We start from the raw sequence: 13,420 nt of genomic DNA on the forward strand, positions 1-13,420 counted from the left end.
GTCATAAACATAGTCAAATCCATATAAATCCGCTACATCGTCATCCTCGCTAAGCATACTAACGTATAACTTGCACTCGGTTTTCTTGTATCGAAATTATTTGAATTCAACTATAGAATATTGGTCATAAATAGGTAGCCATTCATGTCGATTAAGGCAAAAGAAAACCTCTCATCGCTAACGCTAAGTCGTCCTGCTAAGAAGTCCTACCTACTAGCATTTGCGATAAGCAGTAGCTCATTATTTGCAGGACTGTTACCTACAGGTGTAGTGGCTACTGGGTTGGCAGCGACGTCCATGACGACGCAAGCAGCTGGATTGGGTGACTTGTTTGGCAATAGTAAGAGTGCGGCGCAGCCAAAATTCCTCCCAGTCGATGAAGCATTTCAGGTCATTACGGATACTACTGCCACGGGTAGTGGTACACGCTTAGCTATTAATTTCGATATCACGCCTGCGCATTATGTTTATAAAGATAAAATCAAGCTAATGCTGCCTGATGGAGTGACAGCAGCACCGTTCACCTTTAGTCAGAAGCCCGTCTTGATTGATGATCCCACCTTCGGAAAGGTACCAGTATTTGATCAGATCAATATGGTCGCAACCACAACTCTGACGAATAAGAGTGGAAAAAGCGTAGACAATGCCGCTGTCGTCATTGGTTGGCAAGGGTGTGCCAAGGCAGGACTATGCTATCCACCCGAAAAAATTAACACGACTATCAATATCGCTGCTACAACGTCGCAGTCTGTAGAAAGTAACACCAATACTTCTAATACTGACGTAGCAACTAACGCTAGTCTAGCAGCTGGTTCACAGGTGTCTGAAAATGATATTGATATAGACAATGCTGATGCAGGGCAAGTACAGGCAGATGATGAGGTTATTGATTATGCCTTGTTAGATGAAGGCTCTCTAGACAGTGAGCTGATGACTACTAATGCAATTTCTGGAGCAGATGGAGAGAGCACGGCTAACGCTGCGCAAAGTGATACGGTAGCGGCTGCCAATAGTGTCGTCGATAGCGATCCTTTTGGCTTAGGAACGCATCCTGGCTTAGCACTGATTTTACTGTTTTTAGCAGGTCTTGGTTTGGCTTTGACACCATGTGTATTACCCATGCTGCCTATCGTCGCCAATATTGTCGCTCGTGAAGAGAACCCAACGGTTAAACGTGGCGTTATCTTAACCACCAGTTATGCCATCGGCGTAGCGACAGCATATGGTATTTTGGGCGCTGTCATTGCGGTGTTCGGTGAGTCATTGGGCATTATTGGTTGGCTACAAAATCCCATTATCCTAATCAGTTTTGCGATCGTCTTCGTTTTACTAGCGCTCTATATGCTAGGGATGTTTAGTATCCGATTGCCACGAGCCATCAGTAGCAAAATGCAAGGGTTGAGCCAAGCAGGTGATAGTAAGCTTGGTAGTACAGGTGGTAGTTTGGTTGCTGGTTTCTTGTCCGCCTTAGTGGTATCGCCTTGTGTCTCTGCACCATTATTCGGTGCGCTGCTAGCGGTGTCTACTATTGGTAGTCCGTTGCTCGGTTTCGCTGCCTTATTTATGCTTGGGTTTGGTTTGTCGGCTCCGCTTATTCTAATCGGTGCAACCCAAGGAAAAATCATGCCGAAAGCTGGCGAGTGGATGAATTGGGTCAAGCAAGGTTTTGCCTTATTACTCTTTGCCGTGGCGTTATTATTAATTGAACGTGTCTTTATATCGCCAGTGATGCTAATAGTGTGGGCACTATGGTTTATGGTAGTAGCGACTTGGGCGTGGAGCTGGTTAGGTAAAGGCCGAATGCTCACACAAGCATTAGGTTTGCTCGCAGGTATTTGGGCGGCTTGTTTGATGGTAGGTGCAGCGTTAGGTAACGATGATAGTCTACATCCGCTTGCGTCATTGAGTGCGGCACCGATGACACAATCAACGACGAGTCAGCCAGCTGCTAATAATGTGACGGATCAGACTGTCACTACGTTGGCTGAGTTAGATGTCATTATCGCTGCCAATCCAAAAGTTATAGTAGATGTCACTGCTGAGTGGTGCATAGAATGCCGTATTATGGACAAGAACTTGTTTCATAATCGTCCTGTGCAGATGCAGGATTGGCAATTAGTCAAACTTGACATTACGGAGACTACTGACGACTCTAAAGCTATTTTAGGGCGCTATAAACTATTTGGCCCACCTGCTTTACTGTATTATCAAGATGGTCAACTGGTCAATCAACAAGTGGGTGAAATTGGTCGTTCAGAGTTTGAGCAAACATTGACGATGCTTAATAACTGATAATTAATAACTCTCAGTTAATGGCGCGCAATTAATAACCTTCAATTAACAATACTGGCAAGTCTTTTGATAAGACTTAATAATCTGAAAAAGCCAACATACTATCATCATAGTATGTTGGCTTTTTTAATGCTGTTAACAACTATCTATCATTGTAGGACTAAGCGCTTGGTTTAACGTCTTTTATTCACATCTACATTTGTATTATGCAGCGATAACGCTAGTATAATATCCATATTTTCATTACAATAAAGCAACAATGCTGAAGAAGCGTATTCAATGATAATTTCGGACTTTTATATCCGAATATTATTGGTCATATTCTATTTTAGCGATGACGCTAATGGTCATATTCATTACTTCATATACTTGCTGGCGATGATGCCAGTGAGACAAAGGATACTTATGTTTCCCAATATCATTGTACAGCGCCCATCTATACCTCTTATCAAAGCGAGAAAAAATATCTTACTTCAAACAGAGAAACATCATTTGAACATTGCTATCGGTATAGCGTTAACCTGCTTAACAGTGCAAGTGCATGCTGCCGACAATACGCAGACTTACAATGAGTTGCCAATACCAGAGACGGCATTTGAATATGAAGATTACGAAAAGCCACAAGTTATGGATGAGCAGTCAAAAACTTCAAATACGGCTGAGCAAAATCGCAAAGTAGTGAGCAAAGAGTTTGTTGCTGAGCAGGCGAAGTTGTTTTTTGATTGTACTCAAGTGCAGAATAGTGCCGCACGTTTGGCCTGTTTCGATAAAGTGGCTGACCAAGGTAAGACACCGAGTTACACCACGACCAAACAGCCATTAGATTTGGCAAAAACTTTTCAAAGTACGATTTCAGGCAATCCACAAGTGGTATTTGCTGAGAATGAAACGGCTATGAGTGGTACGACAGTTGAAGATGCGGATACTATTTTAGTCAGCAATCAGCGACTCGCAAAAAGTAAATTAGAAGAAAATAGCAACACCGAAACGAATAGTGAAACCCAAACTGAAGCGCAGATTTTAGAAAATATTGGTGTCACTCAAACGGATATCGAAAAATACTCGCCACTCAGTCTTGCTTATGACCTAGATCAAAACAGTGAGCGTGGTACATGGACTATTAGACCACATAACCCTAACTATCTCTTGCCAGTATTTTATACCGCTGATCCTAATTTGAGTCCAAGCTCACCATCACAAGATTCAGTCGAATTTACGTCTAACGATAGACGTGAAACGGAGCTCAAATTTCAGCTGTCTTTGAAAACCAAAGTCGCTGAAGATTTGTTCGATACCAATGCTGATTTATGGTTTGGTTATACGCAAGAGTCGCATTGGCAAGTGTACAACGAAGACAACTCACGACCATTCCGGGCTACTGATTATCAGCCTGAAATGTTTTTGACGCAACCGGTAGCTGCTAACTTACCCTTTGGTGGCCATTTACGCATGCTAGGCGCAGGTGCAGTCCATCAGTCAAATGGACAGGATGATCCTTTGTCTCGTTCATGGAATCGTATTTATTTGATGGCTGGTGCTGAGTGGGGCAACTTCTCAGTCGTACCTCGTTTGTGGGCACGCATCAATGATGATGAAGATCAAGATGATAACCCAGACATCGAAGATTATATGGGCTATGGCGATATCAAATTCTTGTATGATTTGCCAGATCAACAAAGTATCAGTGGTACCTTGCGCTATAATCCAGATACCAATAAAGGCGCGGCTCAAATTGACTACGTCTATCCGCTAAGCAAAAACGTTAATGGTTACGTACAGTTGTTCCAAGGGTATGGCGAATCTCTTATCGATTATAATGACGAAACTACCGCTATTGGTATTGGTGTTATTCTCAATGATTGGAAAGGATTCTAGTAGCATGGGCATTAATGGTCATTTATGTGGCGATTAGCGCCCTATCAAACTGGACTATGGCTGGCAGAGTATCTAGATATACGCTGTCAGTTATGTCGTATTTATCGTAGCTCACCACAGTCTCAGCTATTACAAAGTCAATCAGCGCTCAATAGTAACAATTCACTAAATACCAATGCAGTATTTAGACTATCAAATAATAAATCCCTCTCTGCTAAATTTTATAATCAAGTTTATAGTCGCTTAAATAGAGGACTACTGTGTGCACACTGTCATCATAGTATTATGTGGCTGCCAAAGCCTTTCGAGGTTGATATTTCTGATGGCACCTCATTGTCTATTCAGGCCGCTACCTATTATGATTATCCGATACGTCAAGCCATTAGAGCCTTTAAACATCACGAAGACATAACCAAACTACCAATACTACTCCATGCCATACGTCAGTTACCACGGCCACATGGTTGTCATCATGGTAATAGCGTGATGGTTGCGATGCCAACGACCAATCAACGACTGGTCAAACGTGGGTTCGATCCAGTGAGTGTTTTATCGGCACAACTGTCCAAGCATTGGCGGATACCATTGTGGCAAGGCATCATGCGAGTGGACGATACCATTAGTCAGCAAGGACTCACGCGTGCTGAGCGCTTAAGTAATTTAGACAATGCCTTTAAGTTAATAAAAAATCCACCAGTCAAACGTTTATTGCTGTTTGACGATGTTGCGACCACAGGGGCCAGCTTACAAGCGCTAGGGCGTGTACTGTCTGTACCAAAAGCAACCACGTTAAATAAACAGAGTAATAATAACTATTATTCCCTGTCCGCCTATGCTTTAGCACATGGAAGCCAACCTTAATAGCTACTTTCAGCCACTCGAAATATACTAATATGTTGCTAATTTGTTACCTTAGCGCTATATTATGAAAACTGTATATATTAATTTGTTAGCGATTAACAAAATATTTCTCTTATCATTGAATTAAACTATATAACAAAAAATGACAAGTTCTAGAGAGCTTGTACTATTAACGTATCTGCTATTAATTCATTATTAGTTAGTAACTAACCATTATGGAATAAAAATTGCAGGTTTTATGTTATATAGACATAAAGACTTTAGCAAAAATACTATAAAAATATGAGTCTATGATTAATGCTTTCAGCGGAACTTAGCATCGCTATCAGACAGACAACGGCCGTTATAAATAGGGATTTGATGTGAACGCATCTACAAATAGTCTACCAATCAGTTTACGAATGAACAGCTCCGGATTTACGTTAATTGAGCTGATGGTAACAATTGCTGTGCTTGCCATTATCGTTAGTATTGCCACGCCTAATATCACTGCCCAAATTGCTAATCAGAGAGTTAAATCTACCACGGCGACGTTGCTCAATGCTTTGAAAGAAGCCAAGGCTGAAAGTATGATTCGTCGCCAAGAAATAACACTGTCTTATGACAATGATGGCACTAACGCGGGCAGTATAGAAATAGAAAATGACAATGAGGTTATTGATACTTATCAATATGATGCTGAAAGCACTATCTCATCGACTGCTACCCAAATTGAATTTAAGCCAAGCAAAGTTGCGGATGCGATGATTTATACTATTTGTGATAGCAATGATTCTGCATCACCCAGACAAGTCATTATAACTGCGGTTGCCAATATTAGTAGCCAGCTAGGAGGCTCTTGCCCATGAAGGTTTTAACTTATCAGCGTGGTGTGGGTCTAGTTGAGGTCTTAGTTGCCGTCTTATTGCTATCTATTGCCGTACTAGGCTTCAGCGCGCTTCAGATGCGGGCAATTACAGCGACAGATGAGAGTTTGGTTAGGACCAAGTCTTTAACAGTCGTTCGTAATTTAGCTGAAGTCATGCGTGCTTATCCTGAAGCCTATGTGACGGGCAGTGGGACTTCTTTTAGTGATGCAGAGCCATCAGATACTGGTGCAGAGCCAACGGTTCAAGCGATCATTAGTAGCACTGCGAGTCAAACAGTGACGGTTGGTGGTGATAGTATCAGTATCCTGGCAAGTGGTAATAATTGCCTATCGACAGAGATCGTGACCACAGGTAGTGATAGTACCCCAAAGCAGCCTTGTTCTATTAACCAGCTAGCGGCCCGTGACACATTGATGATCAAGAAAATGGCAACAGATGAAGAAATAACGGTTGCTGTCACTATGTGTCCAGGTACTTCCGTTCAAGCCATTCAGCAGCAGATGTGTGTGATTACTGCATGGAATGACACCAAAGCACTACTGGATGATAGTGATGCTGATGCATGTGCAGATAGTAATGGAGTCTATAAAACGGGTAGCCACTGCTTGATATCGGAGGCTTACTAATGAGCTGCAATCACAATATCGTTCATCATAAAAACGAGCTTAAAATGAGTATTGTTAATAGGTCACAGGGCTTTACACTCATTGAACTGATGATATCTTTAGTATTGGGTTTGCTTATATCAGCTGCAGTGATGCAAGTTTATATAATCAACATGCGTACGCTGACTGTACAGCAGAGTGCTTCAGAAGTACAAGACAGTACTATCTTCGCTTTGCAGGGTATTGAAAACCATGTCCGTATCGCTAACTTAGGTAACTCTGTTATTGAAATTACTGATGGTACTAGTCATGGTGGTATCGTGCTAACGACGACAAACCTAGGAGCTAGCAATGCTACAGATAGTAAGTATCTGACTAGTAGCGAGGGCACCACAGGATGGGTTGGGTTATCAAATGTTGATAGCGTCGCTAGTGATCAGTTGACGATTCAATATAATAATATCACAGAAAATTCTTTATACGATTGTGAAGGAACGGAAGTAGCCTCTGGTACTGATGATTGGGTTGTTGAACGTTATTTTATACGTGAAGACTCAGGTTCCAATGATTTGGTGTTGGCTTGTGATGCTGGTCGAGTAACTGATGCTGGTGTGGTGTCAGAAGACTTCTATGGTAATGGTGCTGTTGTTGCACCGGGAGTGGATCAATTTAAAGTTTTATTAGGGGCGCAGACAGATATAAGTAATTTGACTTATTTACCAGCAGCAACTTATGCACAGCTGACTGAGAAGCCTGCCATTACGACTGTAAAAATTGGATTCATTGTTCGTAGTGAGACGCCATTGGTAAACACAGATGACAAGCTGACTTTTACGGTATTAGGAACAGATCAAACTTTGAAAACTGATGCGACGCGTGCTCAGTACTATCGCCGCAGTTATGAGTCAACCATCTTGCTACGTAACGCTCGTGTTATGTCAGTGACGGGTCTTTAATATCATAGAGTGTCACTATCAGAAGAGGCAATATGTCAAATATTCAGCAGTATCAATATCCTAAAGTATCTCCATCCTCACAACACGGTGCTGTGCTCATTGTAGTATTGCTGTTTTTGGTTTTGATCATATTAGCTGGGGTGATTGCTGTTAAGCAAAGTACGACTGATTTACGACTGGCAACCAGTGATCAAATCAATGCATTGCTATTACAGTCAGCAGATAATGCAAATCAAAGCATCGAGCAAAGTATCAACGGTAGCAGTGACGATGATATCTATGATGACATGCTGTCAATAACTGGGCCTTTCGGGCACTTTATTTTGGATCCTGACAGTTCTGATCATGAATATGTCTTTTGTTTTCGTCCACGAGATAGATTCTTTAATATTAGTAGAACGACAATCTTAGCGTCAACTGGCACAGTACTTGGTAGCGATAATGGTTATTGTGACCCCTCTGAACCAGATGATTATGTTAGTAACCGTAACGCCAGTATGACCCAAGTAAATATATCATTAACACCTACCACTGCTGATACTGAAGCATTTAGTAGCTATACCATCGGACAAGATAGTAGTTCGGTTTCTAGTCAAGCATATATATTTGACATCAACGATACAGCTGTACTACCCGCGTATGCAGACACGGAAATAGGTAGTAAAAACTGTTTTGCACAAACCAGCCGAGTAGATACGGTTACTGATAGTGAAGATACTATTGGCGGTTGTATGGCTGCTGCTGGTGTGCCTAGTACTGTTATTTATGAAAAAGCCAGTGTAGAAAACCTGTCAGAAGGTACCGAATGTGTCAAATTTGGAACAGGTACGGGTCTACTTTGTACATTACCATCAAGCTGATATTTTAACTATTCTGTCCCAGTTTACGATATTGGATAGCGTCACTGCTATAAAGTATGGTTAGCGAGTCGCACCAATTATCATAAGGAAATACGTCATGACACCCCTAAATAATAAGAGATTCAATCAGCAACCATTGCGTGTGAAGGCATTGGCAGTTGCTGTATTGCTAGGACTTGGTGGTACATTGTCTCAAGCGGCTACGACAAGTAGAAATCCTGTTGGCGATTTAGAGATTTATACAGCGGCCACACCAGGTACTGCTACTATTTTTATGATGTTGGATACATCAGGTAGTATGGGTAGTGGTAGTATTAGTAACGATTACGGTTCATGTAAAACTAGCTATACTTCTCAGACATCAGAGAGAATCCGGGCCGTTGTTTATAATCGTCAAACTGATACGTCGGCTTCAGATGGTTTGTTGAGAGACGATAGTGGCAATACCGTTAAAAATTTGAGCAGTATTAAAAGTGAACTAACCTTTACCCCTATTGGTTGTAAAGTTGGAAGTGCCAATACGATACGTTACTCTCGATTAACCCGCTTACAAATGGCGCTTATCGAGCTATTGGCTGATGAAGTTTACGATGTAAGTAGTAAATTGAAAGATTCAGGGTCACTATCAGATGACTATGAGATAGGTTTTGGTAACTATAGTTATAGTGGTAATGGTAGAACAGGGGTGGTTTTAGTGCCGACTAAGGCACTAACTGCATTGCAGCGCCAAACGTTAATTGCCGCTGCAAATGGATTGAGCGCAACAGGTAATACGCCAACTGCCCACGCGCTGGCAGAGTCTGGCGCTTATATGATGGGCACTACCTCTAAGGGTAGTTACAGTTATTACAGTGGGTTTGATGACTCGGTCAGCACTTCTAAGTCTGGTAGCAAATATATCTCTCCACTGAGTGAAAAAGAGTGTAGTGGCAATGGTATTTACCTATTGACCGATGGTGAGCCTAACAGTAGTAGTTATACTGTATCTAGATCACTCATGAATACCACTTTATCAGGATCTAGTCCGGCATTATCAATCAATAGCTGTGAGAGTTTAACAGGTGATACCTCGTCTAGGTCATGGGGTTGTATGGCTAGCTATGCATCACTTTTGCGTAATACTGCCAACAATCCGCTTAATTTGCCCATTAAAACTGCAACAGTTGGTTTCGGCGCTTCGTTTGCCGGTCTTACTGGTACACGTACCATTACAGTTGACGGTGCATCAAAAGAGGTGACTGACTGTGATAGCGGCAGTGCAGATAATGACACGCGTAACTTGTGTAGACTAGGTGAGCGTAGGGGCGATGACGAGACCAAAACCTATGGTGATGGTGGTTTCTACTACACAGAAGAATCTTCTGATATTGCAGATAGTATTGTCGATTTTGCCGCTGGACTCGTACAAACCATCAGTACAGCTCCATCGGGTACTATTACGATTCCTGATGACCCGTACCTCGCTTCAAACCAATTGGCATATGCTTTTTTGCCCATGCTTGACCCTGATGTTGCTTCATCTGCAAGTACCTGGGGTGGTAACCTGAAAAAGTACAATTTGGATGAAGGTACACTTTATGGTAAGAATGACAGACTATTATATGAAGATGTGGCAGGTAATCTAGATTCAGATACTCAAGACATATGGCAGACCTCTAACTTTACAGTAGATGGCAGTAATGCCAATAATGAGATTACAGCAGGTGGTGTCTATGCACAGTTAAAAGCACCAGACTCTGGGCTGAGTAGTGTGCGTACACTATATGTAGAAGATTACACCTCATCGAGTAATACCACACCAATATTACGTAAGTTAAGTGTTAATGGAAGTGGTAAGCCACAAGGTTTTGGTAATTTGGTAGATACGGCTACTTATACTCAACTTAACAAGCGTCGCCTATTGAGTTTCTTAGGCTTCAATTCTTTACTTACGGCTGATGGGCAGGTCACAAGCACCACAGATGTTGAAAATCTAACGCTTTCTATACCTACTACTGAGATTAAAGTATTAGGCGGTGTCGTGCACTCAAAGCCTACAGCCATCTCATACGGTGCGGATTTAGATACCAATGGTAATATCACTGATGATCGTGATGATTATGTGTTATTTGGTTCTATGGACGGTGCGCTACACTTGGTGAACTCTGACGACGGTAAAGAAGAAGTTGCCATTATTCCTAAGTATATGGTGGAGGCACAGCCAGAAGCCTTGGTAGACGACTCAACGATAGATAAGATAGGTCAGCCTTACTTCGGTGTCGATGCACCATGGTTGGTGACTACAGATTACACTTATGATTTAGATCTTACTAACCCTAAGGTGACTATTGACACTTCAGCAGGCAAAGGTATGTTTGCTTATGGTGGCCTACGTATGGGTGGTTCAGCTTTTTACGGTATGGATATTTCTGACGTAACTACGCCTGAGATGTTGTTTACAATTACACCAGATGGCTTGCGTTCTACCACTTCTTCTAAATCTACTACAACAGGTTTCAGTCGTTTAGGTCAGATTTGGAGTAAGCCAACCGCTGCTAAAATTCGTCTAACTAGAGACGCTGATGCCACGGATGTACTGGTATTTGGTGGTGGTTACGACACTGGCTACGAAGAAGATAGCTATGTACCAACGTCGAGCGCCCCAGCGCAAGGTAATGCTATATATATAGTGGATGCTGCGACAGGTGAGCTGATATGGTCAACCAGTGGCGAAGCGGGTAGTACAAAAAACCTTAAAACCAGCACTATGATTAATAGTATGGTTGGTGGTATCACCATACTGGATAGAGACAATGATGGCTTAATGGATCATTTATATGCGGCAGATTTAGGTGGCCAAGTATTCCGTGCCGATTTTGAAAATGCTCGCCCTGCGGCAAATGGCTATACTGAAGTCAGTAGTTTTTCTAACAAACGCGTAACACGAGTGCTCAATGTAGCGCCAAGCAGCACATCATACAAAAAATATGCTTACCGCTTTTACGAACGTCCAGTTGTGAGTTTTTATCGTAATGAAGGGATTACAGGTGAAAGTATCGCTAACAATGGTCAAATATTTGCGTTAGTAAACGTTATCTCTGGTAACCGTAGTGCCCCTTTGTCGACCATGCGTAATGACAACAGCTATGCTAACCGCGTTTATGGCCTGATCGATACTGATATCATCTCGACAGATATATATGAAAGTACATTTACGCCCACTATCCAAAACTTAACAGAAAGTAACTTAACTGAGTTATCGACTGCGCTTGGGACTGCTCCGACAACAGCCATCAAAACCGCGGCAAAAGCAGACATGATCAGAGGTACTAAAAATGGTTGGTATTATCCTTTGACTCGATTCGATGGCTATAACAACGTTAGGTACAATAAGGGCGTGGGTGATAGTGCTGTGATCAATAACTTGCTATATACCACAGTATATAATCCTGATAAGCAATATGATGGCACAACAGCCAGCTGTGCAGCACAGATATCAGGTGGTTCAGAGCGTCAGCTTTATTGCTTACCTTATGGTGTGTGTATGGAGGATACCTCAGTGACAGGTACTGGTGGTTATATTCCTGCTGGACAAGGTATTCAAGAGCTAACGCTTGGTGCTTATAACGAAGACAATACGGATGTAAAAGTACTTATCGGTACTACCACACTGACAGAGCGTATCGAAGTGGCAAACCGTGCAGGTTATGGTAGTGATAGCGTTAAGGACAGTAGCAATATCAAAGATCTATATTCAGGCGAAACCAACTCTGCTACTACAACGGGTGGTGATGGTAGCGCGGCTGAGTATATCTTTAATGAGCGTTATACTTTACAACCGCGTGCATGGTACGAGCGAAAGCAGTAAGCAGTACGAAGGCTAAAAATATAGGCAGTGAGGATTGTTTCTGAAGCTATTCACTGAAGCATCATTCACTGCCAATACTGCGGGTGCTGCCAAATAATAGCAATGAATGGTGATTCTAATAGTATTCCTAATAGGGCGCGGTATATGACCAAGTCGTATCAAAATAAGACAGTAAGCATGACAACGTATCGCGGCGCACGTGGTTTTACGCTCATAGAGCTAATGGTTATTGTGGTGATTATCAGTATCCTTGCTGCTATAGCCATCCCCACTTATCGTCAGTATGCAGTGAGAAATGCTGAAAACGAGGCACAGGCAAAAATGCTCCAGCTACAGGTGGAGCTAGAGCGTTGGCGGTCAAAAGCGTTGAGCTATCAAGGGTTCCAACCAAAAGTCATCAATAGTACAACCAACGCTGTTGCCTATAGCTATGATGAATCAGATAACACTACCATCTATGTACCAGATGGTAGTGATGCAGCCAACTATCGCTATTTAATTACCCTAGTAGATGGTAACAATACTGCCAGCTCATTGGTTCCTGCTGCCAGCACTAGTGTTGATAGTGCTACTGGGCGTACATGGAAAATGCTAGCGATACCGAACCCTACAGGCATTACCGCCAATGCCAATGAAATTATGGTAACCAGTACAGGTTTGCGCTGTCGGAGTAAATATAACAGCATTGCCATCGCAGACAGTGATTGTGGGACAGGAGAGGAGGAGTGGTAATGCCTATCATGTTAGATCGACCGACAACTTCATCGCAACAGGGTATAACATTAGTTGAGATAATGATTGTCGTGGCCATCATCGGTGTATTAGCTGCTATTGCTTATCCAGGCTATCAAAGCTACATCATAAAGTCTAAACGTACCGATATGATGAGTGAAATGCAGAATATCGCCACTCAAATCCAAACCAACAAGCTGTCACAAGGTAGTTATAGTAATGATTTGGTGACAGGACTGGGTGGCAACTATCCTGCTCAGGGTACTACTCTGTATCAAGTGACGTTCACCCCTGATCCACTTACCTCTAATTGGACTATCATTGCCACGCCAGAAGCAGGAGCACAGATAGCAACAGATGGTACGCTAAGCCTAGACTATCAAGGTACTAAATGCCGATCGACTACCTGTAGCACTGGTGATGACTGGAATGAGTAAGGCTTTTAGCTGAACCAAATGAAATAAGCGTACACTACTAAAAAAGAGCCACCCTAGATAAATAAACAACCTAGGATGGCTCTTTT

The 13,420-nt window shown here is 42.3% G+C and carries 10 protein-coding genes; all 10 read left to right on the forward strand.

The window, feature by feature from the left end; all coding sequences use genetic code 11:
- Positions 1 to 144: 144 nt before the first annotated feature.
- A complete protein-coding gene (dsbD, locus tag I6E61_RS01965; RefSeq protein WP_197128959.1) occupies positions 145 to 2,292 on the forward strand; it encodes a protein-disulfide reductase DsbD in 2,148 nt (715 codons plus the stop codon).
- Between the two features lie 405 nt (positions 2,293 to 2,697).
- Positions 2,698 to 4,167: a phospholipase A gene (locus I6E61_RS01970; protein WP_197128961.1), complete on the forward strand. Its 1,470-nt coding sequence runs from the start codon at positions 2,698 to 2,700 to the stop codon at positions 4,165 to 4,167.
- A gap of 24 nt (positions 4,168 to 4,191) precedes the next feature.
- Positions 4,192 to 5,028 carry a ComF family protein gene (locus tag I6E61_RS01975; protein ID WP_197128963.1) on the forward strand — a complete coding sequence of 279 codons (837 nt, stop codon included), beginning with the start codon at positions 4,192 to 4,194 and terminating at the stop codon, positions 5,026 to 5,028.
- 362 nt (positions 5,029 to 5,390) lie between these two features.
- Positions 5,391 to 5,876 (forward strand): GspH/FimT family pseudopilin, encoded by a 486-nt coding sequence (locus I6E61_RS01980; protein ID WP_320158557.1) that lies wholly within the window; start codon positions 5,391 to 5,393, stop codon positions 5,874 to 5,876.
- A complete protein-coding gene (gene pilV, locus I6E61_RS01985) occupies positions 5,873 to 6,523 on the forward strand; it encodes a type IV pilus modification protein PilV (protein WP_197128965.1) in 651 nt (216 codons plus the stop codon). The genes I6E61_RS01980 and pilV overlap by 4 nt, the downstream gene beginning before the upstream one ends.
- 44 nt (positions 6,524 to 6,567) lie before the next feature.
- Positions 6,568 to 7,458, forward strand: a complete 891-nt coding sequence (locus I6E61_RS01990; RefSeq protein WP_197128967.1) for a PilW family protein — start codon at positions 6,568 to 6,570, stop codon at positions 7,456 to 7,458.
- Between the two features lie 32 nt (positions 7,459 to 7,490).
- Positions 7,491 to 8,318 carry a pilus assembly protein PilX gene (locus I6E61_RS01995; RefSeq protein WP_197128969.1) on the forward strand — a complete coding sequence of 276 codons (828 nt, stop codon included), beginning with the start codon at positions 7,491 to 7,493 and terminating at the stop codon, positions 8,316 to 8,318.
- Between the two features lie 97 nt (positions 8,319 to 8,415).
- Positions 8,416 to 12,165, forward strand: coding sequence for a PilC/PilY family type IV pilus protein (locus I6E61_RS02000; RefSeq protein WP_197128971.1), 3,750 nt, complete (start codon positions 8,416 to 8,418; stop codon positions 12,163 to 12,165).
- A 144-nt stretch (positions 12,166 to 12,309) separates the two neighbouring features.
- A complete protein-coding gene (locus I6E61_RS14335) occupies positions 12,310 to 12,897 on the forward strand; it encodes a prepilin-type N-terminal cleavage/methylation domain-containing protein (protein ID WP_320158558.1) in 588 nt (195 codons plus the stop codon).
- Complete coding sequence (locus tag I6E61_RS02010) at positions 12,897 to 13,334, forward strand: type IV pilin protein (protein ID WP_320158559.1); 438 nt, start codon at positions 12,897 to 12,899, stop codon at positions 13,332 to 13,334. The genes I6E61_RS14335 and I6E61_RS02010 overlap by 1 nt, the downstream gene beginning before the upstream one ends.
- The last annotated feature ends 86 nt before the right edge of the window (positions 13,335 to 13,420 follow it).

Source organism: Psychrobacter sp. NZS113 (genome assembly GCF_015864825.1).
Lineage (GTDB): Bacteria > Pseudomonadota > Gammaproteobacteria > Pseudomonadales > Moraxellaceae > Psychrobacter.